General features: G+C 70.4%; 14 protein-coding genes and 1 pseudogene. 6 read left to right on the forward strand and 9 right to left on the reverse strand.

What is annotated here, in order from left to right:
* Nucleotides 1-336: 336 nt before the first annotated feature.
* The 3 genes and pseudogenes from glgB to AB0B55_RS10900 form a co-directional block, all read right to left on the reverse strand.
* Nucleotides 337-2,439 (reverse strand): 1,4-alpha-glucan branching protein GlgB, encoded by a 2,103-nt coding sequence (glgB, locus tag AB0B55_RS10890; protein ID WP_357171560.1) that lies wholly within the window; start codon nt 2,437-2,439, stop codon nt 337-339.
* A gap of 485 nt (nt 2,440-2,924) precedes the next feature.
* Nucleotides 2,925-4,979: pseudogene (locus AB0B55_RS10895) on the reverse strand (maltotransferase domain-containing protein); the annotation flags it as partial.
* Between the two features lie 429 nt (nt 4,980-5,408).
* On the reverse strand, nt 5,409-5,636 hold the full coding sequence (locus AB0B55_RS10900) for a winged helix-turn-helix domain-containing protein (RefSeq protein ID WP_355618591.1): 228 nt from the start codon (nt 5,634-5,636) through the stop codon (nt 5,409-5,411).
* Between the two features lie 455 nt (nt 5,637-6,091).
* Between AB0B55_RS10900 and AB0B55_RS10905 the strand changes: the two genes are divergently transcribed.
* Nucleotides 6,092-7,225, forward strand: coding sequence for a helix-turn-helix domain-containing protein (locus tag AB0B55_RS10905; RefSeq protein ID WP_357171561.1), 1,134 nt, complete (start codon nt 6,092-6,094; stop codon nt 7,223-7,225).
* Between the two features lie 6 nt (nt 7,226-7,231).
* Here the strand turns inward: AB0B55_RS10905 and AB0B55_RS10910 are convergent, their stop codons facing one another.
* Nucleotides 7,232-7,786, reverse strand: a complete 555-nt coding sequence (locus AB0B55_RS10910) for a helix-turn-helix domain-containing protein (protein ID WP_357120031.1) — start codon at nt 7,784-7,786, stop codon at nt 7,232-7,234.
* A 102-nt stretch (nt 7,787-7,888) separates the two neighbouring features.
* Here AB0B55_RS10910 and AB0B55_RS10915 point away from each other — a divergent pair, with 102 nt between their 5' ends.
* The 3 genes from AB0B55_RS10915 to AB0B55_RS10925 are packed head-to-tail and all read left to right on the forward strand — an operon-like array spanning nt 7,889 to nt 10,122.
* A complete protein-coding gene (locus AB0B55_RS10915) occupies nt 7,889-8,305 on the forward strand; it encodes a nuclear transport factor 2 family protein (RefSeq protein WP_357120028.1) in 417 nt (138 codons plus the stop codon).
* Nucleotides 8,302-9,132, forward strand: a complete 831-nt coding sequence (locus tag AB0B55_RS10920; RefSeq protein ID WP_357171562.1) for an ergot alkaloid biosynthesis protein — start codon at nt 8,302-8,304, stop codon at nt 9,130-9,132. The genes AB0B55_RS10915 and AB0B55_RS10920 overlap by 4 nt, the downstream gene beginning before the upstream one ends.
* Before the next feature lie 45 nt (nt 9,133-9,177).
* Entirely contained in the window at nt 9,178-10,122 is a 945-nt protein-coding gene (locus AB0B55_RS10925; RefSeq protein WP_357171563.1) for an inositol-3-phosphate synthase, read from the forward strand.
* Here the strand turns inward: AB0B55_RS10925 and AB0B55_RS10930 are convergent.
* Both AB0B55_RS10930 and glgA read right to left on the reverse strand, forming a co-directional pair.
* Nucleotides 10,094-10,588 carry a hypothetical protein gene (locus AB0B55_RS10930; protein ID WP_357171564.1) on the reverse strand — a complete coding sequence of 165 codons (495 nt, stop codon included), beginning with the start codon at nt 10,586-10,588 and terminating at the stop codon, nt 10,094-10,096. The genes AB0B55_RS10925 and AB0B55_RS10930 overlap by 29 nt on opposite strands.
* Before the next feature lie 4 nt (nt 10,589-10,592).
* A complete protein-coding gene (gene glgA, locus AB0B55_RS10935; RefSeq protein ID WP_357120016.1) occupies nt 10,593-11,798 on the reverse strand; it encodes a glycogen synthase in 1,206 nt (401 codons plus the stop codon).
* Nucleotides 11,799-11,870: 72 nt separating this feature from the next.
* On the opposite strand from glgA, the gene glgC reads away from it, so the two are divergent.
* Nucleotides 11,871-13,103 (forward strand): glucose-1-phosphate adenylyltransferase, encoded by a 1,233-nt coding sequence (gene glgC, locus AB0B55_RS10940; RefSeq protein ID WP_278138510.1) that lies wholly within the window; start codon nt 11,871-11,873, stop codon nt 13,101-13,103.
* 31 nt (nt 13,104-13,134) lie between these two features.
* Entirely contained in the window at nt 13,135-14,778 is a 1,644-nt protein-coding gene (gene pgm / locus AB0B55_RS10945; RefSeq protein ID WP_357120012.1) for a phosphoglucomutase (alpha-D-glucose-1,6-bisphosphate-dependent), read from the forward strand.
* A gap of 126 nt (nt 14,779-14,904) precedes the next feature.
* Here the strand turns inward: pgm and AB0B55_RS10950 are convergent, their stop codons facing one another.
* From AB0B55_RS10950 to AB0B55_RS10960, 3 genes are all read right to left on the reverse strand, one after another.
* On the reverse strand, nt 14,905-15,837 hold the full coding sequence (locus AB0B55_RS10950) for an NAD(+)/NADH kinase (RefSeq protein WP_357120009.1): 933 nt from the start codon (nt 15,835-15,837) through the stop codon (nt 14,905-14,907).
* A gap of 91 nt (nt 15,838-15,928) precedes the next feature.
* Nucleotides 15,929-19,033, reverse strand: coding sequence for a M14 family zinc carboxypeptidase (locus AB0B55_RS10955; RefSeq protein ID WP_357171565.1), 3,105 nt, complete (start codon nt 19,031-19,033; stop codon nt 15,929-15,931).
* Between the two features lie 198 nt (nt 19,034-19,231).
* Nucleotides 19,232-21,109: a nucleoside-diphosphate sugar epimerase/dehydratase gene (locus tag AB0B55_RS10960; RefSeq protein ID WP_357120003.1), complete on the reverse strand. Its 1,878-nt coding sequence runs from the start codon at nt 21,107-21,109 to the stop codon at nt 19,232-19,234.
* Between the last annotated feature and the right edge of the window lie 212 nt (nt 21,110-21,321).

A 21,321-nucleotide genomic window follows, 5' to 3' on the forward strand; every position in this document is an offset into this window, starting at 1 on the left:
CCTGAAGCCGAAAAGAAGGAGTGCTCCGCTTGGTCTCGGGCGCGAGGCCGGCAAGGCGCCCAATAGGACGTACCGTAGTGTCAGGAGTGGGATAAACTCGGCAATTGTGCTGCGGGCACCAAACGAGATGCTAACCGGCGCTGCCGTCCTGGCAGATGGTGTCTGTGTCGCGGCTTCGCAGGCGCCTGCCCTGGTCACTCGCGAGAGATGGAAAAGGGTTCAGGCCGGGCGAAGGACGCTCGGTCGCTCTATGGCGACGCTCGGCATCCCAGAAGGGCATGACACATCGGGGATGTCGAGCGTCCGTCTTGCCTATGAGCCAGCCGCTTCAGCAAGCTATTTCTTAAGCAACCAGATGACGCCCAGCGGGGGGACCTGGAGGGCCGCCGAGGCCACCAGGCCGTGCCAGGGCACGTCCTCGGCGTGCACCTCGCCCAGGTTGCCCACCCCCGAGCCGCCGTAGTGGTGGGCGTCGGTGTTGAGCACCTCGGTCCAGGTGCCGCCGGCCGGTAGGCCGATCCGGTAGTCGTGCAGCGGTAGCGCGGAGAAGTTCGCCACGCACACCAGCGTTGAGCCGTCCGGGGCGATCCGGACGAAGGAGACGGTGTTGTTGGCGACGTCGTCGCCGGCGATCCAGCGGAACCCGGCTGGTTCGGTGTCCTGCGCCCAGAGCGCCGGGGTGTCCCGGTAGACGCGGTTGAGGTCGCCGACGAGCCGCTGCACGCCGGCGCGGGCCGGGTCGTGCAGCAGGTACCAGTCGAGGCCGCGCTCCTCGCTCCACTCCCGGTCGTCGGCCAGCTCGGAGCCCATGAAGAGCAGTTGCTTGCCGGGGTGCGCCCACATGTAGGCCAGGAGCGCCCGGACGTTGGCGAGGCGCTGCCAGGTGTCGCCGGGCATCTTGCCGGCCAGCGATCCCTTGCCGTGCACGACCTCGTCGTGGCTGATCGGCAGCACGTAGTTCTCGCTCCAGGCGTACGCCAGGGAGAACGTGAGCTGGTGGTGGTGGTGCTGGCGGTAGATCGGGTCCTTCGACGTGTAGAGCAGGGTGTCGTGCATCCAGCCCATGTTCCACTTGAAGCCGAAGCCCAGCCCGCCGCCGGCGGTGGACTGGGTGACCCCCGGCCACGCGGTGGACTCCTCGGCGATCATCACGACGCCGGCGTGGTGTTTGTAGACCGTCGCGTTCACCTCCTGCATGAGCGCGATGGCCTCCAGGTTCTCCCGACCGCCGTACTGGTTGGGGGCCCACTGGCCCGCCTCGCGGGAGTAGTCCAGGTAGAGCATCGAGGCGACCGCGTCGACGCGCAGCCCGTCGACGTGGAACTCCTCGCACCAGTAGAGCGCGTTGGCGACCAGGAAGTTACGCACCTCGCGGCGGCCGAAGTCGAAGACGTACGTGCCCCAGTCCGGGTGCTCGCCGCGACGGGGGTCGGGGTGCTCGTACAGCGGGGTGCCGTCGAACCGGGCGAGGGCCCACTCGTCCTTCGGGAAGTGCGCGGGCACCCAGTCGAGGATGACGCCGACGCCGGCGGCGTGCAGGGCGTCGACGAGGTGGCGGAACTCGTCCGGGTCGCCGAAGCGGGACGTCGGCGCGTAGTAGCCGGTCACCTGGTAGCCCCAGGAGCCGCCGAACGGGTGCTCCATCACGGGCAGGAACTCCACGTGCGTGAAGCCCAGCTCGGTGACGTACGCGGTGAGCTGGTCGGCCAGCTCGCGGTAACCCAGGCCGGGCCGCCACGAGCCGAGGTGCACCTCGTACACGCTCATCGGCTCCTGGTGCGGCCGCCGTTCGGCCCGCCGGGCGAGCCAGTCGGCGTCGTTCCACCGGTACGTCGAGTGGTGCACCACCGACGCGGTGGCCGGCGGCACCTCCGCGTACGCCGCCAGGGGGTCGGCCTTGTCCCGCCACTTCCCGTCGGCGCCGAGCACCCGGTACTTGTAGCGGGCGCCGACCCGCGCGTTGGGGACGAACAGCTCCCACACCCCGCTGGAGCCGAGCGAGCGCATCGGCCAGCCGTCGTCCGCGCCCCAGCCGGTGAAGTCACCGATCACGCGGACGCCCTGGGCGTTGGGCGCCCAGACGCTGAACGCCACGCCCTCGTCGAAGACCCGCGCGCCGAGCGCTTCCCACAGCCGCTCGTGGCGGCCCTCGCCGATGAGGTGCAGGTCCAGCTCGCCGAGGGTGGGCGGGTAGCGGTACGGGTCGTCGTGCGTGGTGCCGTCGACCTCCACCCGGTAGTCGAGCACGTTGCCCTCGACCTGCGCCTCGAAGATGCCCAGGTCGTGCACCCGCTTCATCGGGTGCCGGTCGTCGCCGACGAGCAGCGCCACGTCACCCGCGCCCCGGCGCATCGTGCGGATCGTGGTCGACCCCTCGGCGGGGTGCGCGCCGAGCAGCGCGTGCGGGTCGTGCGTCACACCGGTGATCAGCTGGTCCATCGGTCGTCCTTCGAGGCGGGAGCGGTCGGCGCGGGGCGGGACGGGCGGGTGGCAGCCGGGTGGGGCGCGGACGGGCGGCCGTCCGAGGACTGGGCGGCAGCCGCACGGGCCGCGGCGCGGGACGCCAGGGTGGCCGGCGTCGCCGCACTGCGGGCCGGGGTCGCAGACGAGGCGGCCGGGGCAGATGGCGCTTCGGCCGGGGGAGATGGCGCGGCAGCCGGGGGAGATGGCTCGGCGGCTGAGGCAGAGGGCGCGGCGGCCGGGGGAGATGGCTCGACGACCGGGGCAGATGGTTTGACGGCCGGGGCAGAGGGCGCGGTAGCCGGGGGTGGCGTCGTGGTGGCTGGGGCCAGCGGCGCGGTGGCCGGGGGCGCGGTGGGCGGAGGCGCGGTCGCCGGCGGCGCGGTGGGCGGGGACGACGGCTGGGTAGCCGAGGGCTCTGCGACGCTCGCCGGAGGCGGTGGCTCGGTGGCCGGAGGCGGTGGCTCGGTGGCCGGGGTCGTCGGCGCGGTGCCGCCGGACAGCTCGTCCGGTACGTCGGCGACGGTGAGATCCGCCGGTTCGACGCCGGCCGGCTCGGGCACGGCGGGCGGCGTCGGGCGGCGGATGGTCAGCACGTGCGCCGGTTGCAGGTACGGGTCGAGCCGTACCGCGTTGCGCTGCCCCCAGTCGTAGCTGGTGCCGGTCAGCTCGTCGTACACGGTGAAGCGCTCGTGCCAGTCGAACCCGAGCGCGGGCATGTCGAGCGTGGTGTTGCCCCACTGCACCTCGCGGGAGTCGAACGAGCAGACCACGATGACCGTGTTGCCGGTCTCCGGGTCGTGCTTCGACCAGCACAGCAGCGCCGGGTTGTCGATCTCGTGGAACCGCAGGTTGCGGAGCTGGTGCAGCGCCGGGTTGTCGCGGCGTACCCGGTTGAGGGTGGTCAGGAACGGCGCGAGCGAGCGGCCCTGCGCCTCGGCGGCGGCCCAGTCGCGGGGACGCAGCTCGTACTTCTCGTTGTCCAGGTACTCCTCCGCGCCGGGGCGGGCCACGTGTTCGAACAGCTCGTAGCCCGCGTACAGGCCCCAGGAGGGGGAGAGCAGCGCGGCCAGCACCGCCCGGATCTTGAACATCGGCGGGCCGCCGTGCTGCAACGATTCGTGCAGGATGTCCGGCGTGTTCGGCCAGAAGTTGGGCCGCATGTGGTCGGCCGACTCGACCAGCTCCTCGCAGTACTCCCGCATCTGCGCGGCCGTCGTGCGCCAGGTGAAGTAGGTGTACGACTGCGTGAAGCCGATCTTGCCGAGCCCGTGCATGATGGCCGGCCGGGTGAACGCCTCGGCCAGGAACAGCACGTCCTTGTCGACCTTCTTGACCTCGGCGATCAGCCAGTGCCAGAAGTCGAACGGCTTGGTGTGCGGGTTGTCCACCCGGAAGATCCGGATACCCTCGCCCACCCAGTGCAGCACGACCCGCAGCACCTCGGCCCGGATGCCCTCCGGGTCGTTGTCGAAGTTGACCGGGTAGATGTCCTGGTACTTCTTCGGCGGGTTCTCCGCGTACGCGATGCTGCCGTCGGCCCGGGTGGTGAACCACTCCGGGTGCTCGGTCACCCAGGGGTGGTCCGGCGCGCACTGCAACGCCAGGTCCATCGCCACTTCCAGGCCCTGCGCCGCAGCGGCCTCAATGAACGCCCGGAAGTCCGCCGGCGTACCCAGGTCGGGGTGGATCGTGTCGTGGCCGCCCTCGGCGGCGCCGATGGCCCAGGGCGAGCCGACGTCGGTCGGTCCGGCGGTGAGCGCGTTGTTGCGGCCCTTGCGGTTGACCCGGCCGATCGGGTGGATCGGCGGCAGGTAGAGCACGTCGAAGCCCATCGCGGCCACGCCCGGCAGCCGCCCGGTCGCGGTGGCGAAGGTGCCGGAGCGCCCACCCGCTGCTCCTTCGGAGCGCGGGAAGAACTCGTACCAGGCCGAGAAGAGGGCCCGCTTGCGGTCAACCCAGAGGGAGTACGCGTCACCGACCGTCACCAACTCGCGCACCGGGTGCTCCCAGAGCAGGTCGGCGAGGGCCAACGCCGGCCCGACGCGCTGCGGTAACGGCAGATCGGTGGCGGCGAGGGCGGTGAGCGCGTCGGCGACGCTCGCGCGGTCGGCGGCCGGCACCAGGTCCCGGGCGGCGGCCAGCACCCGCGCGCCCTCGGCCAGGTCGTTGGCGAGATCCTCCGGGCCCTGCCCGGCGGCGATCTTCTTGGTCACCGCGTTCTGCCACGTCAGGTACGGGTCTCCGAACGCCTCGACGGTGAAGGTCCACGCGCCGACGGCGTCCGGGCGGATCGTGGCGTGCCAACGGTCCTGGCCGGGCTCGCCGGGGCGCATCCGGGTGAACGGCCGTTTCTCGCCGTCCGGGCCGGCCCACACCACGTTGCAGCCCAGCGCGTCGTGCCCCTCCCGGTAGGCGCGCGCCGACACCGGAACCGGCTCGTCGACGACCGCCTTGGCCGGGTACCGCCCGCACGAGACGACGGGGGAGACGTCTTCGATCGGGAACCGTCCTGTCACCCCGCCAACCTACTGTGCGAGATCGGCTCGCGCGCGGCCAAGCACCCGCCCGGTGGGCACCCGACCCAAGATCCGCTCACTTTCGGGGAAACTGCTGCATCGCAGCGCGTTGAGACAGCAGTTTCCCCGAAGTTGCGCGGATCTCCGCGGCTCGGTGGGTAGAGGCGTCCATCTGACCGGCCGCTCCCGCCTTGATCCACTCGCGTTACAGGAAACCGCGGTGTCAGTGCGCGTTCGATGCCGCGATTTCCCGGAAGGCGAGTGGATCAAGACCGTGTGGCACACACGAACGGGCCAGGTGGGGGGTTCTGGAGCGCGGCCCGTGGTGGCATTCGGGCGGCGATGATCGTTGGCGCCTCGGCAGCAATGCGCTCGGCGTGTCGTACCGCTCAGCCGCCAACGATCGAGGGAGCGACGTTGTGCTCGGGCTCAGGCGGGCGGGTTCGGTGCGACGAACGAGCCCTTGCCCTGGCGAGTGACGATCCAGCCTCGCTCCTCGAGAATCCGAAGGGCGTAACGCACAGGCCACGCGCTCGACTGGTACTGCTCACGCATCTCGGCGATGGACGGCAGTTTGTCGCCCGGTTTGAGGGTGCCGCTGCGGATTGAAGCAGCGACGTCATCGATGATCTGCTCGTACAGCGGTGCTTGCGGCATGGTGGCGCCACCTCTCGTCAGCGCACCGATCTTCGCACTCTGGGTAACTCGCCGTGCATGCTCTGTTGACTGTGACGGCAGTGCCTTCTAAGTTGGGATGGGTAGGGGTTCTCTCGTCAGCAACGGAGTGCCTCCAGCCGGGGCGGGAGTGCCCGCAGGTCGCTTCCGCCCCGGGTCGATCGTCCGGTCAGCCGCCGTTCCCCAATGTTCGCCATCTCGATCGCGCTGGTCAGGAGGCACGATGTATGAACGTTCGCCGGATGGGCCGTTGCCACCGGCCAATCCCGTTGCCGGTGCGCGTCCTCGGCTGCCGGACGGGGATCAGGTGCCCTGTCCGCCGCTCCCGGCGCGGGCGTCGCTCACCCGGCGGCAGTACCTCTACGGACTCGTGATCGCTGTGGTCGTACTCCTGTTGTTTGTTCTTGGGGTCGTGCGGTGAGCGCGACGGGCCGGCGGTGAACGAGCTGCCGGTGGGTCGCCGGGTCGCCCAGTGGCGGGTGCGGCGCAACATGACGCAGCAGCAGTTCGCGGACCGGCTCGGCAAGTCGAAGAGTTGGGTGGACAAGGTCGAGCGTGGGGTACGCCGGTTGGAGCGGGTATCGAACCTCCGGGAGGTCGCCGAGACGTTGCGCATCGACGTGGAGGTCCTGTTGGCGGCACGGCCAGTGCGGCCGACTCCGGTCGTGGCCGGGGTGGACGGGGTACGGGCGGCGCTGGCCCGGTACCACCTACCGGGCGCGGACCGACTGCCGCTGGCGGAGGAGTTGCGGGCCCGGCTGGAGCATGCCGAGCAGAGCTATCGCCACGCTCGGTACCCAGCGTTGCTGGCACTGTTGCCCGGCCTGCTCGACGCGGCCCGGGAAGCACACGCGGCTCGCCCCGGCGCGACGGACGCGCTGCTGGTGTCGGTGTACGCGCTCATCGCCCTGGCGCTGGTCAAGGTCGACCAGGGGGACCTGGCCTGGTTGGCCGCCGACCGGGAAATGGCAGTCGCCTTGGCGACCCACGACCCGCAGTTGGTCGGCCTCGCCACCGTGTCACTGAGTCAGGCCCTGCGATCTCGTGGTCGACGACGATCCGCCCTGGACGCCGCGCTCGTCGCCGCCGAACACATCGATGTGTCTCGGGCCGGTGACGACTCTCCGGCTGGCGCGCTTCGAGGCGTGCTACTGATCCAGGCTGCGCTCGCCGCCGCGGGTGGCAAGGACCAGGCCCGCGCACTCCGCGCGCTCGACCAGGCCACGGGGATCGCCGGCTGGGCGGTGGTCGAGGCCGCCCGAGTGGTGGCCGAGGCGTCCCTTGGCGACGTCACCACGGCCTCGGCTCGGCACGAGCGGCTGGTAACCGGCGAGGAGTGGCGGTGGCTGCCGCCCGAGCACCGTGCCGCGTACCTCCTCGATGTGGCCCGCGCCTACGCGCTGACCGGCGACATGCTTCGGGCTGGCCGGGCGCTGCTCGACGCGGAACGCACCGCACCCGGCGAGGTGCACGACCGCCCGGCGGTACGAAAGCTGGTCACGGTCATGTGGCGGTCCGCCGACGCGCCAGCCGGCATCGTTCAGCTCGCCACCACTCTCGGTGTCGCCTGACCGCCGTCACATCGTCTTCCCGTCGTCGCCGAGTACGGAGCCGACAAGTGCGTCCAGTCCCGCGTGCCACCGAGCTTCGGGCCAGTCGCGCAGGTGCTCGACCAGGTCGCTGCGGACGGCGGCGAGCAGCGCGTGGGCCAGGTAGTCCGCCGACTGCGGGCCGCGTGCCTCGGTGACGAGGCCGGCGAGCAGGGCGTGCCAGTGGTCGTACGCCTCGTTGCGGTACGGGCTGCCGCCTCCGGCGCTCTCCAGCGCCAGCGTGAGCACCCGGTTGTCGAGCTTGAAGCGCAGCATGGCCCGCAGCAGGTCGACGGCCTGTTCCGCGGCCGGCCGGGTGGGTGACACCGCGAGCGCGTCCCGCAACCGCAGTCCCCGTTGCTCGTAGAGCGCGCGGATGAGCCCGATGCGGTCGCCGAAGCGCCGGAACAGGGTGCCCTTGCCGACGCCGGCCGCGGTGGCGATGTCGTCCATCGACACCTGGTCGGGGTCGGTTGCGGCGTCGAAGAGACGCCCGGCAGCGGCCAGCACCGACTCCCTGTTGCGCAGCGCATCGGCCCGCATCGGACACCCCTCTCGCCAAACGGACTGCCGGTCCGTATAGTCGAAGCGGACCGGCGGTCCGAATCTTATCGTGGCCGTGCCGGACGACGAAAGGACGAGATCATGTCGGACCACCCCACCGCGGTGTTCCATCGCGCCATGGAGCTGCTGCTCGCCAAGGACATGGCCGGGTTCATCGCGCTGTTCGCCGAGGACGCGGTGCTGGAGCTGCCGTTCGCGCCGCCCGGCCAGCCGCGCCGCGTAGCCGGCCGCGCCGAGCTGCACGACTACCTGATCAACTACCCGGCCCTGCTCGACGTCCGCGAGATCCACGATCGAACCGTGCACGAGACCACGGATCCAGAGGTCGTCGTCGTCGAGTTCGCCGCCTCCGGTGTCGTCGTCGCCACGGGTCGGCCGTACGAGGTGCGCTACATCGCCGTGCTGACCATTCGCGACGGGCGGCTCGTGCGCTATCGCGACTACTGGGATCCGATCGCCGCCCAGGAACTGCTCGGCGGCGGCCTGGTGCGCTCATGATCCTGGTCATCGGTGGCACCGGAACCACCGGCCGCATCGTCGCCGCCACGCTCGCCGAGCGTGGTCACCCCACCCGGATCGCCAGCCGACACCCCTCGACCGGAGGGTTCCGCTTCGACTGGTACGACCCGACCACCCACCCGGACGCGCTGGACGGCGTACGCGCGATCTACGCCATCCCCCCGGTCGGCGAGGTCGATCCGGTGCCGGTCATGCTGCCCTTCCTCGAACGGGCGCGCAGCGCCGGTGTCCGCCGGGTGGTTCTGCTCAGCTCCTCGGCCATTCCGCCGGCCGGACACGGGCTGGGTCTGGTGCACGTGCGGCTGGGTGAGCTGTTCGCGCAATGGGCGGTACTGCGGCCGTCCTGGTTCATGGAGAACTTCGTCGGTGAGCAGCCGCACGCCGTCAGCGCTCGCGAGCAGGGCGAGATCGTCAGCGCCACCGGCACCGCCCGGGTCGGCTTCGTCGATCCCGCCGACATCGCCGAGGTGGCGGTGCGGGCTCTCACCGACCCGACGCCGCACAACACCGACCACCTCATCACCGGACCGGAGGCGCTGAGCTACGGCGAGATCGCCGCCGTCCTCACCGAGGTCGGTGGCCGGCCGGTCGAGCACCGTGCGATCGACACGGCGGAACTGGCCGCCCGCCACACCGCGAACGGCATACCGCCGGACTTCGCCCGCTTCCTCGCGAGCCTGGACACGGCGATAGCGGCAGGGGCGGAGGACCGGACGACGTCGACCGTCGCGGACGTGACAGGTCGCCCGCCCCGATCCTTCCGGGACTTCTGCCGGGACCGGCTGCGCGGCGACCGTCCCGGCTGACGCTCGGTAGACGTCTACTCATCACAAATGGCGTAGCCTCCGCTCATGATCGAACGGGTCAGGGTCGCGGTTGTCGGTGTCGGCAACAACACGTCGGCGCTGGTGCAGGGGCTGGCTCTCTACCGCCAGAGCGGCAGCCTGGTCGGGATCCGCCGGCCGGTGATCGACGGGCTCGGGGTGGGGGACATCGACGTCGTGGCGGCCTTCGCCACCTCCCCGGAGAAGATCGGTCGGGACCTGACCGAGGCGATCTTCCTGCCGCCCAACAACTTCCCCCGACTGAACTGCGACCTACCCCGAGCAGGTGTGCCCGTCACGAAGGGCCTCGTCGACGCGACCGGGGTGGGGCGGGTGGCGGCGGCGCTTGCCGAGGCGGAGGTGCTGCTCTACTCGGCGCCGAGCGGCCGGCCGGAAACCGCTCAGGCGTACGCCGAGGCAGCTCAGACGGCCGGTGTCGCCTTCATCAACACCACCTCGGACCCGGTCGCACGCGATCCAGGTTGGATCGACAGGTTCGAGGCGGCCGGGCTGCCGCTGCTCGGCGACGACCTGGCCAGTCAGTTCGGCACCTCGGTACTGCACGACGCGCTGCTGCGGCTGCTCCAGGAGCGGGGCCTCACCCTGGACAGCTCCTACCAGGTCAATTTGGGCGGCACCGAGGACTTCCGCAACCTGGTCGAGAACCCCAACACCAAGAAGCAGTCCAAGCTCAATGCCCTGTCGGGCGCGAACGGCGTCGAGGTCGCCCCGCTCGGCTACCTCCCGCATCTCGCGTCGCAGAAGGTGGCCCACCTCAACCTCGAGGCGCGGGGTTGGGGTGAGACGGCGGTGAGCCTCGACGTGAAGCTGAAGGTGCACGATCCGAGTGGCGCTGCGGGTGTCAACATCGACCTGATCCGCATCGCGGCCAGCGCGCTTAGAGGCGGACGTGGTGGTTACCGCGCCGAGGCGACGTCGTTGCTCAAGTCCCCTCCCGGGACGGCGGTTTGAGCCCGGCGGTGAGCAGGCGTTCGATCCGGGCGTACTCGGCGGCCATCTCCGGGGTGGCGAGGACGTCGTCGAGGTCGGCCGAGGCCTGGAAGTCGACCTCCTCCACCGAGCGGATGGCCAGCTCGTAGATCTCCCCGCGCGCGTTCTCCTCCAGGTAGGTGGTCCAGTGCTCCAGCGCGGTGAAGGCCGTCAGGAGACCCTGATCGAGGTCACTCTCGGCGAGAATGCCCTCGTCGATCCGTACCAGCAGCGCGCGCAGCTCCGTCGCGTCGGCCGTCGGCACGTTCTTGCGGGCGCTGGTGAGCGCCGCCCACCCGTCCTCGGTCATCTCGTCGTCGACGGCGGTGTCGAGCAGATCGTCCCGGGTCAGCCGGGTGACCGTGTCGAGGCCGAACGCGCGCAGGTCGTCGTCGCCCGCCGCGACCACGAGTGCGAGGATCGCGGCTTCGAGTTCGTCGTACCGCATGTCGTCAGCGCCCGCCGACGGAGCGGTACACGTCCAGGGTCTGCCGCGCGACGGCATCCCAGGAGAAGTGCTCGACCGCCCGCCGTCGACCGGCCAGGCCGAACCGCTCGGTACGCGCCGGGTCGGCGAGCAGCGCGTTGATCGCCGCCGCCAGGTCGGCCACGAACGTCTCCGGCTTCAGCGGCGTCCCCGACCCGTCGGTGGCCTGCTCGATCGGCACCAGCAGCCCGGTGTCGCCGTCGGCCACCACCTCGGGGATGCCGCCGGTGGCGGTCGCCACCACGGCCGTCTCGCAGGCCATCGCCTCCAGGTTCACGATGCCCATCGGCTCGTACACCGACGGGCAGACGAAGACCGTCGCGTGCGTGAGCACCTGGATCACCTCGGGCTTGGGCAGCATCTCGGCCACCCAGACGACGCCGGAGCGGTTGGCCCGCAGCTCGGCCACCAGCTCCTCGACCTCGGCGGCGATCTCCGCCGTGTCCGGCGCGCCGGCCAGCAGCACGAGCTGGGTGTCCGCCGGCAGCTCCCGGGCGGCCCGCAGCAGGTAGGGCAGGCCCTTCTGCCGGGTGATCCGGCCCACGTAGACGACGCTGGGCAGCGCCGGGTCGATGCCGAGCCGGTCGAGCACGTCGGTGCCGGAGTCCGGGGCGTACTGCACGGTGTCGATGCCGTTGTAGACCACCTGGACCTTCGCCGGGTCGATCTGCGGGTACGCGGTCAGCACGTCGCCGCGCATCCCACCACTGACCGCGATGATCGCGTCGGCCGACTCGTACGCCGTGCGCTCGATCCACGAGGAGAGCGCGTAGCCGCCGCCGAGCTGCTCGGCCTTCCACGGCCGCAGCGGCTCCAGGCTGTGCGCGGTCACCACGTGCGGCACCCCGTGCAGCAGCTTCGCGGTGTGCCCGGCCAGGTTCGCGTACCAGGTGTGGCTGTGCACCACGTCGGTGCCGGCGGCGCCGGCGGCCATCTCCAGGTCCACGCCCATGGTCCGCAACGCGGCGTTCGCGCCGGTCAGGCCGGGCGGATCGGCGTACGCGGTGACGCCCGGCTCGGTGCGCGGCAGGCCGAAGCAGTGCACCCGGACGTCGGCGAGGCGACGCAGCTCCCGGGCCAGGTACTCGACGTGCACGCCCGCGCCGCCGTAGACCTCCGGCGGGTACTCGCGGGTGAGCAGGTCGACGCGCAGCGGGGTGGGTTCCGTCATGACCCCGCACCCTAGTGCAGAAGACTCCCCGTACGAGTGGTGAAGTGGCACGCGGGTGGATAGCGTCGGGGCATGGCTGCCAAGGTTCTCGCGATCGTCCTGGCGGGTGGTGAGGGCAAGCGCCTGATGCCACTCACCACGGATCGGGCCAAGCCGGCCGTCCCGTTCGGCGGGATGTACCGCATGGTCGATTTCGTCCTCTCCAACCTGGCAAACGCCGGCTATCTCAAGATCGTCGTGCTGACCCAGTACAAGTCCCACTCCCTCGACCGACACATCACCAAGACCTGGCGGATGTCCACGCTGCTCGGCAACTACGTCACCCCGGTGCCGGCGCAGCAGCGTCGCGGCCCGTGGTGGTTCGCCGGCTCGGCCGACGCCATCTACCAGAGCTTCAACCTCATCAACGACGAGCAGCCCGACTACGTGATCGTCTTCGGCGCCGACCACATCTACCGGATGGACCCCCGGCAGATGGTGGAGGACCACATCGCCTCCGGCGCCGCGGTGACCGTCGCCGGCATCCGCCAGCCGCTGTCGATGGCCGACCAGTTCGGTGTCATCGAGGTCGGCGAGGACGGCCGGAAGATCCGCGCGTTCCGCGAGAAGCCCACCGACGCGGTCGGCCTGCCGGACGCGCCGGACGAGATCTACGCCTCGATGGGCAACTACGTCTTCACCACCCGGGCCCTGTGCGAGGCCGTGGAGCGCGACGCCGCCGACAAGAGCAGCAAGCACGACATGGGCGGCAGCATCATCCCGATGCTCGTCGAGCGGGGCGAGGCCAACGTCTACGACTTCCGTGACAACGAGGTGCCGGGCAGCACCGACCGGGACCGGGGCTACTGGCGGGACGTGGGGACGCTCGACTCGTTCTACGACGCGCACATGGATCTGATCAACGTGCACCCCGTCTTCAACCTCTACAACTTCGACTGGCCGATCTACACCGAGCAGCCGCCGTGGCCGCCGGCGAAGTTCGTCCACCAGTGGGGTGAGCGGGTCGGCCGGGCGGTCGGCTCGATGGTCTCGCCCGGGGTGGTGATCTCCGGCTCGCTGGTGGAGAACTCGATCGTGTCGCCGAAGGTGCGGGTGCACTCGTGGGCGCACGTGGAGGGCTCGGTGCTGATGGAGGGCGTCGAGATCGGCCGACACGCGGTGGTCCGACGGGCGATCCTGGACAAGAACGTGTTCGTCCCCGAGGGCGTCGAGATCGGCGTCGACCTGGAGAAGGACCGCCAGCGCTACACCGTCTCCGACAACGGCATCGTGGTCATCGGCAAGGGCCAGAAGGTCGAGCCGTGACCGACCCGCACACACCGAGGAGGATCCCGCAGTGACCCACCCCCGTGCCGGCCAGCCCGCCGAGCCCGCCGACCTGGTCGACGTGCCGCGCCTGGTGACCGCCTACTACGCCGAGCATCCGGACCCCGCGGACCCGGCGCAGCAGGTCTCCTTCGGCACCTCCGGTCACCGCGGCTCCAGCCTGCGCAACGCGTTCAACTCCGACCACATCGTCGCGGTCACCCAGGCGCTCTGCGACTACCGGCGGGAGCAGGGCCTCGACGGCCCGCTGTTCCTCGCCCGGGACACCCACGCGCTCTCCGCGCCGGCCGCCGTGGACGCCCTCGAGGTCCTCGCCGCCAACGGCGTCACCGTGCTGGTGGACAGCCGCGACGGCTACACCCCCACGCCGGCGCTGTCGCACGCGATCCTCACTCACAACCGGGGTCGTACCAGCGGCCTCGCCGACGGCATCGTCATCACCCCGTCGCACAACCCGCCGGACGACGGCGGCTTCAAGTACAACCCGACCAACGGCGGGCCCGCCGACACCGACGTCACCCGGTGGATCCAGGACCGCGCCAACAGCATCCTCGCCGCCGGGCTCAAGGAGGTCCGCCGGATCACCTACGCGCGGGCCCGGGCCGCCGACACCACCGGGGAGTACGACTTCCTCGCGCACTACGTCGACGACCTGCCGGCCGCGATCGACATCGACGCCATCCGTGACGCCGGCATCCGCATCGGCGCGGATCCGCTGGGCGGTGCCAGCGTGGCGTACTGGGGTGAGATCGCCGAGCGGCACCGGCTGGACCTGACGGTGGTCAACCCGACGGTCGACCCGACCTGGCGGTTCATGACCCTGGACGGCGACGGCAAGATCCGGATGGACTGCTCCTCGCCGAACGCTATGGCGTCGCTGATCGCCGCCCGCGCCGACTACCAGATCTCCACCGGCAACGACGCGGACGCCGACCGGCACGGCATCGTCACCCCCGACGGCGGCCTGATGAACCCCAACCACTTCCTGGCGGTCGCGATCGGGCACCTGTTCCGCACCCGCGCCCACTGGGGGCCGGCCGCCGCCGTCGGCAAGACCCTGGTCTCGTCCTCGATGATCGACCGGGTGGCCGCCGATCTGGGTCGGCCGCTGTTGGAGGTGCCGGTCGGGTTCAAGTGGTTCGTGCCCGGCCTGCTCGACGGGGCGGTCGGCTTCGGTGGCGAGGAGAGCGCCGGGGCGTCGTTCCTGCGCCGTGACGGCTCCACCTGGACCACCGACAAGGACGGCATCCTGCTCTGCCTGCTGGCCTCCGAGATCCTGGCCACCACCGGGCGCAGCCCGAGCGAGCACTGGGCGGAGCTGGCCGAGCGGTTCGGCGCCCCCGCGTACGCCCGGATCGACGCCCCGGCCACCCGCGAGCAGAAGGCCGTGCTCGCCAAGCTCAACCCGGATCAGGTCACCGCCACGGAGTTGGCCGGCGAGCCGATCACCGCGACCCTCACCACCGCCCCCGGCAACAACGCCCCGATCGGTGGCCTGAAGGTCAGCACGAAGTCCGGCTGGTTCGCCGCCCGTCCCTCGGGCACGGAAGACGTCTACAAGATCTACGCCGAGTCCTTCCAGGGCCCCGACCACCTGAAGAAGATCCAAAAAGAAGCCAAAACCCTGGTAGACCAGGCCCTGACCCAGGCCTGACCCCTCCGGCCGCGTTGATCAAGAGGTTTCCGTCACGCCGCCCGGCGTGTCGTGACGCAAACCTCTTGATCACGCGGCAGGTGCGGTGGGGGTGGGGGGCGCGGCAGGGGTGGTGGGCGTGGGGGGTCAGCAGGGTGGGGGGTCGGCGGGTGGGGGGAGTTCCTGGCTGCGGCGGCGGAGTTCTTCGGGGAGTAGTTCGCGGAGTTGCTCGGGGAGGAACGGCAGGTCGAGCAGGGTCATCTTCAACTGGTTGCGCTCCTGGTAGCGCAGCGGGTCGAAGCGGACCACCAGGCCGGCGTCGCGGCGGTACGAGATGTCCACCGCCCCCTCCGTCGCCGCGTCGCGGAAGACCAGACCGTCCATCTCCACGACGACCGGCGACGAGTTGGGCTGTAGCTCCAACCGGATCTTCTCGTCCGGGGAGAGCACCACGGCACGGGAGATACCGGCCATCGGCGCGGCCGGCGTGATCACCACCGAGTCCGCCGCCGGGGAGATCAGTGGACCGCCGGCCGCGTAGCTGTACGCCGTCGAACCGATCGGGGTGCTGACCACCACGGCGTCGCTGCGGTAGTAGCCGTACTGCTGGCCGTCGATGGCGAGCGTGACGCTGACGAAACCGGCGCCCGGCTGGCGGACCAGCGCGATGTCGTTGAATGCGACGACGTCGTCACCGCACACGTCGCAGGCGAGACACGCGTGCGACTCGACGGTGAAGTCCTTCGACAGCAGCCGGCTCAGCGCGTCGGGCAGTCCCGGCGGTTCGATCTCGACCAGAAACCCCAGACGACCCAGGTGTACGCCGAGCACCGGCTTCGGGTCGCGGACGGCGGAGCGCAGCGCACCCAGCATCGTGCCGTCACCGCCGATGCTGATCAACGCGTCGGCGCGGGATGCCACCTGGTCCGCCGGCACCGGTTCGACAGAGGACGGGACGCGGTGCTGGTCCTCCTCGGACACGTACAGCGTCTTGCGGTGACGCGTCGCCCACCGTTCGATGATTTCGACCACCTCGGTGACATCCCGGGTGGGGTGCAGCACAAGTCCCAGCCCCGACACCCGTCCAGCTCATCACATCGGTGCGGGGCGCACCCGGCGTACGCCGAAGGTGCGCCGACGGTCCGTGGACCGCCGGCGCACCTCGCCGCCGTCAGGGGCGGCGTTGACCGGTGAGGTGGGTCAACGAGCGGGCGACCAGGTCATCGCGGGTCGCTGGGGAGAGGCCCTCCAACCCGAAGCCCAGGTACACCGTGTCCCCGGTGACCACCACGGAGCCCTCCTCGAACGCCTGCTGGCTGCGCGACCAGTCGTTGGCGTTGCCGCCGGAGCCGGCCGGCGGCCCGGCCACCGTCCAGCCGCCCAGGTCGGCGGACTCGAACGAGGTCTCCGCCACGGTCGCGGAGTCGACAATTACCCGGGCGTCGTCCAGGAAGACCCCGAGCCCCTGGGCCCCCCAGTCCGAGGCGTACGTGATTGACACCTCGACCTGCTTGCCGGCGTACGCGGTCAGGTCGACCACGAACTCCTTCCACCCACTCGACGTCCCGGTCGCCGCGTTCCAGCTTCCGGTGCTCCCCGAGGGGGAGCAGCCCGCGCCCTGGTAGTGGGCGAGGAAGGGGTGCAGTTGGCCCCAACCCGAGGCGCAGCTCTCCCCGGTGACCGTGCTGGTCTTGCCGTTGACGTCCGGCAGTGTCGTCCAGTTGTCGCTGCCCACCTCGTGGGCCTCGACGAAGAGGAAGTCCCAGTTCTGCTCGATCTCGTACGAGGTGAAGAAGCGCAGCTCTGAGCTGGTCGCCCCGCTGAGGTCCACCGTGCGGGTGAGCCGTTTGTACGACTCGTTGGCCTGCCCGCTGTACAGGTACCACTCACCCGTACGCGGGTCGAACGGCGCGCCGCCCGGTCGGGTCCAGCCCACCGGCGCGGAGCTGGCGAACTGCGGGAACTCGTCCGGCGGCAGGAAACTCGACGTGGTCAGGAACGACGCGGTGTGCCCCTGGTTCTCCGCCGAACCGGCCGCGTTGAGCTGCCCGTTGAAGCCGGTGAACGTGCCGTCGCGGCCGGCGACCGGGAACGGCTCTCCCTCCGGCGCGGTACCGCCGTCGCTGACGTAGGTGTGCGCTCCCAACCAGTACTGCTGGAAGTCGTTCAGCAGCGGCAGGCAGGCCGGATCGTCGGCGTTGGTGCACTCCGGCGGCGCGTCCGGGTGGTAGACGTACGAACCGTTGGCGCCCTGGGCGTACAGCGCGTACTGGCCGCTGACCAGGAGCTTGCCACCCTCGTTGAGGTAGTCCCGCACGGCCAGTTCGGTGTCCAGCGCCGCCTTGGCCGCGGTGCCGGCAACCTGGCCGGGGGAGCGCATGATCACGTCGTCGCCGGTCTCCCACACCACCGCCTTGTAGTGCGACAGCACGCCCAGCGGATGGGGCGCCTTGCGGCCCATCGCGTCGAAGTCGTACACGTCGCTGCTGCGGCCGGCGGCGCTCAACGATGCCGCGACCTCGTCGGCGTACTTGGCGGTGGTGCCGGTCTGTGTCGGGCTGAGGCCGGTGACGTCCTCCATCGCGAGGACCAGCACGTCGCCGCCGATGTCGGTGTGCACCTGGTAGGTGAAGTGTTCGCTGGCGACCACCCCGGACCGGGGTTTGTTGCCGGTGAACCAGACCTCCACCCGGTCACCCGGTTTCGTGCCGCCGACCGTGCCGCGGAGCTCCGCGTAGTAGTCGTCGTGAGTGTCGCCGTACCGTTCGCCTCCGCGCCACTCGCGGACCGCGACGTTCTTCGGTCGCCCGCCGTTGACCGTGTAGTGCATCTTCACGTTCTTCAGCGCCCGCCGGGTGATGGCGGCGACCTGCTGGGTGCGCCCGTACGAGGTGTCGAAGGCGTCCACCACGAAGTCCGGGGTGCTCCGGCCGACCACCGACACCGGCTCGTCCGGGTGCGCCGCCGACTTGGCCACGGCGAGCGCGAACGGCAGGTTCTTGCTCACCTCACCAGCGATCAACGTCTCGTCGTCGGGGAAGATGAAGCCGCTGACGCAGTCCTCCGGGCGCCACTCGTCGTCCGGGTCGACCGCCGAGGCGGCCTCACACGTGGACATCTCGGGGGTGAAGCCCAGCGCGCCGTACCGGACGGTGGCGTGGCTGTCGGTGTCACCGTTGGTCGTGTACAGCTCGGCGGAGATGTCGGGGTCGTAACCGGGCACCGCCGGGTGCGCGTCGTCCCCGGCCATCGCCTTGTAGATCTCGTCGTCCGGGCTGGGGGTGCTCACCTGCCAGCCGATCCCGTAGAGCAGCAGCTCGGCCGCCGAGTGGTAGTTGACGAAGAACTCGAACCCGACCCGCTTGAAGAGCTGGTCCAGGGCCTTGGTCTCCGGCTCCGAGTTGGGGCCCGGACCCCGGTAGGTCTCACTGTTCGGCTCCGGTGACGAGCCCTCGTTGTCGTACCCCCATTTGTAGGCGAAGTTGCGGTTGAGGTCCACGCCGTCGCCGGAGGTGATCTGCCCGTCGCCGTTGTTGTCCCGCAGGTTCTTGCGCCACAGCCGGTTGCCGGTGGTGAAGGTGAAGTCGTAGCCGTCCGGGTTGGCCACCGGCAGGAACCACAGCTCGGTCGTGTCCAGAAGTTTCGTGATCTCCCGGTCGGTGCCGTAGCTGTCGAGCACGTGGTGCATCAGTCGACGGGTCATCTCCGGCGTGATCCACTCACGGGCGTGCTGCGCGCCGGCGTAGAGCACGGCTGGCCGCTTCCCGTCCGCGACGGTCCGCGCGTTCTTGGTGACCTTCACGGCGACGATCGGCTGGCCCTGCTGGGTACGGCCGATCGTCTCCACCTTGGTCAGCTTGGGATAGCGGGCCGCCGTGGCGTTCAACTCGTCGCGCAGACCGCCCGGCTCCCCGTAGGGCCGGAACGCCGTCCAGCCCGCCGCCGCCTGCTCCCGCAGCGCCTGGGACGCGTCCTTGCCGCGCACCTTCTTCACCGACAACGGGACGCCCTGGTCGGTCAGCCGCTTCGCCTGCCGGCGACTGAGCACCGTCTCGACGGTCGTCCTGCCGGTCGAGTCGGTCTTCGCGTCGTGGCCGAGGTCGACCCCCGCCGCGCGTAGCTGGTCCCGCTGTTTCGCGTCGACCGTGCCGACGTAGACCTCCAGGCCGTCGCGGGCGCCCGGTTCGGACGGTGGCTTCGCGCTTGCCGGCGGGGTTAATGCGAGTGCGCCGAGCAGGGTGACCACGCTGGCGATCGCCAGTCGTCTCGGTCTCATCGCGCCTCCTTGGGTGAAGGACCTGTAGGCGCGAGCTTTCGGTGTGGCGTGATTGATGTCAATCGGTCGATGGGCGGGTCGTTGCTGTCCGCGTCGATGCTGGAGCCAACTGTGACGGGTGGCGGGTCGGGTGGGAAGGCTCCGTCAGCTCGCGCCGGGGCCGACGCGGGGTGTGCGCCGGCCCCGGTTGCGACGGCGTCAGCGGGCCAGCGGAATCCCGGTGCGGCGGTCGGAGAACGGACCGGGCAGGATGCCGCAGAGCCGGGCTAGCTGGTCGGTGACCTTGTCGGGTTCGTCGAACGGGTCCAGTCCACTCACCTCGAAGGGGTCCAGGACCGGTACCGTCACGTGCGAGATCAGCGGGTGCAGCGGCCGGCGGTCCGCCTCCCCCTTGCCGAACAGGTCCTCGTGCAGCTTCTCCCCGGGTCGTAGCCCGGTGTAGACGATCGGGACCGGGCTGGCCGCCTGCTCCACCATGCGCCGGGCGAGATCGTCGATCCGTACCGGTTCGCCCATGTCGAGGACCAGGGCCTCCCCGCCGCGCCCGATGGCCGCCGCTTGGAGAACCAGGTGTACCGCCTCCTGCACCGTCATCAGGTACCGGGTCACGTGCGGGTCGGTGACGGTCAGGGGCTGTCGCGCCTCGATCTGCCGCTGGAAGGCGGTCACCACGGATCCCCGGCTGCTTAGGACGTTGCCGAACCGGACGCTCAGGAAGGTGCCCGGGTACGTGGCGGCGGCGTGCGCGGTCAGCATCTCGGTGATGCGCTTCGAGTAGCCGAGCACGCTTATCGGGTTGGCGGCCTTGTCGGTGGAGATGTTGACGAAGCGGGTGACATCCCGGCAGGCGTCCAGGACGGTGAGCGTCCCCCAGACGTTGGTCTTGACCGCCTCACCCGGGTGGCGTTCCAGCAGGGTCAGATGCTTCAACGCGGCCGCGTGGAAGACGATCTCGGGGCGGCGTTCCCGCATGATGCGGCGTACACCTTCGTCGTCCCGTAGGTCGGCGAGAATGAGTTCGGGGCCGTCCAACAGCGCGCGCCCGGTGAGCGACATCTGGAGGCTGTGCAGGGCCGACTCGTCCCGGTCCAGCATCATCAGCTCACCGGGGTTGGCGCGCATGATCTGTCGGCACAGCTCCGATCCGATCGAACCCCCGGCACCGGTGACCAGAACACGTCGGCCGGTCAGCCCGTTATCGTCCAGGGTCAGGTCGCCGACCACCTGCCGGCGGCCCAGCAGGTCGCTGATCTGGACGTCCCGTACGTCGCTGACGGTGATCCGGTGATCCACCAACTCCCGGACCGGCGGCAGCACCTTGAACGCCGCCCCCGTGCGTAGGGTCGCCTCCCGCACCTCCCGGATCAGCATGGCGTCGGCGTTCGCCACGGCGAAGATGACAGTGGTGGCGCCGGTGCGCTCGATCACCTCGACGAGGTGCTGCCGGCCGCCGAGCACCGGGACACCTGCGATGCGCAGGTCGTGTTTGCCCGGATCGTCGTCGAGCGCGCCGACGGGAAGGTAGCGGCCCTTCGGGTCGCTGAGCATCGCGCGTACCAGCCCCTGCCCGGCCTCGCCGAAACCGAAGAGGAGCACCGGGGTGGCCGAGCGGGCATCGGGTCGCATCGCGCGGTCGCGCCGGTGGCGGTGCAGAAGACGGCAGCTGAGCATCAGCAGCAGCGCCAGTGCGGCACCGATCACGGGGGTGCTGGCCGGCACTGGGCGTTCGCCCATCGAGAGGAGGGCGACGAGGACGATCGCGGCCGTGGTGGCGGTGGTGCCGGCGAGTCCACGGACTTCCTCGACGGTGCCGAGAGGCTGACGACCGGAACGAATACGACGCAGTGCGCTGACTCCGACATGCAGCACGGCGGCACCGCCACCGAGCAGTACCGCATTGACCGCTTGGTCGACGGTGAGGGCCATCTCGTACCTGGCCCAGCCCGCGACCGTGAACCCGCCGACCCAGCCGAGGGCGTCGGCGGCGAGGAAGATGGCAGTCCGACGGCGGCTCACCCTGGCCCGGCCGGTGGCTGTTGACGCCGTTGGCTCAACCCGTTGCATCTCCGGGGGCATCTACGACTCCCTGTCCTGTCCGTGGCCGAAGATGACCCAGGGCAGGTCAGGGGGCCACGGCCATCCGCTACCTGCTTAGCGGAATATGCGGCGCCGAATCCGGTTTTCACATTTCTATGACCGGTTGTCTGATTTATGGTCGGGAAGTCCGACGGGTCTACGCGCGAGGCTCGCGTCCGCAAGGGCGTTTCGCCCGGTCGGTTGGCTCGTTG

The organism is Micromonospora sp. NPDC049107, from assembly GCF_040648595.1.
Taxonomy (GTDB): Bacteria; Actinomycetota; Actinomycetes; order Mycobacteriales; family Micromonosporaceae; genus Micromonospora.

What these genes read in the sequence shown, in the direction of transcription:
- glgB (WP_357171560.1), bottom strand. Translation starts at nt 2,439, where the DNA reads ATGGACCAGCTGATCACCGGTGTGACGCACGACCCGCACGCGCTGCTC.
- AB0B55_RS10900 (WP_355618591.1), bottom strand. Translation starts at nt 5,636, where the DNA reads ATGCCGCAAGCACCGCTGTACGAGCAGATCATCGATGACGTCGCTGCT.
- AB0B55_RS10910 (WP_357120031.1), bottom strand. Translation starts at nt 7,786, where the DNA reads ATGCGGGCCGATGCGCTGCGCAACAGGGAGTCGGTGCTGGCCGCTGCC.
- AB0B55_RS10915 (WP_357120028.1), top strand. Translation starts at nt 7,889, where the DNA reads ATGTCGGACCACCCCACCGCGGTGTTCCATCGCGCCATGGAGCTGCTG.
- AB0B55_RS10920 (WP_357171562.1), top strand. Translation starts at nt 8,302, where the DNA reads ATGATCCTGGTCATCGGTGGCACCGGAACCACCGGCCGCATCGTCGCC.
- AB0B55_RS10925 (WP_357171563.1), top strand. Translation starts at nt 9,178, where the DNA reads ATGATCGAACGGGTCAGGGTCGCGGTTGTCGGTGTCGGCAACAACACG.
- AB0B55_RS10930 (WP_357171564.1), bottom strand. Translation starts at nt 10,588, where the DNA reads ATGCGGTACGACGAACTCGAAGCCGCGATCCTCGCACTCGTGGTCGCG.
- glgA (WP_357120016.1), bottom strand. Translation starts at nt 11,798, where the DNA reads ATGACGGAACCCACCCCGCTGCGCGTCGACCTGCTCACCCGCGAGTAC.
- glgC (WP_278138510.1), top strand. Translation starts at nt 11,871, where the DNA reads ATGGCTGCCAAGGTTCTCGCGATCGTCCTGGCGGGTGGTGAGGGCAAG.
- AB0B55_RS10955 (WP_357171565.1), bottom strand. Translation starts at nt 19,033, where the DNA reads ATGAGACCGAGACGACTGGCGATCGCCAGCGTGGTCACCCTGCTCGGC.
- AB0B55_RS10960 (WP_357120003.1), bottom strand. Translation starts at nt 21,109, where the DNA reads ATGCCCCCGGAGATGCAACGGGTTGAGCCAACGGCGTCAACAGCCACC.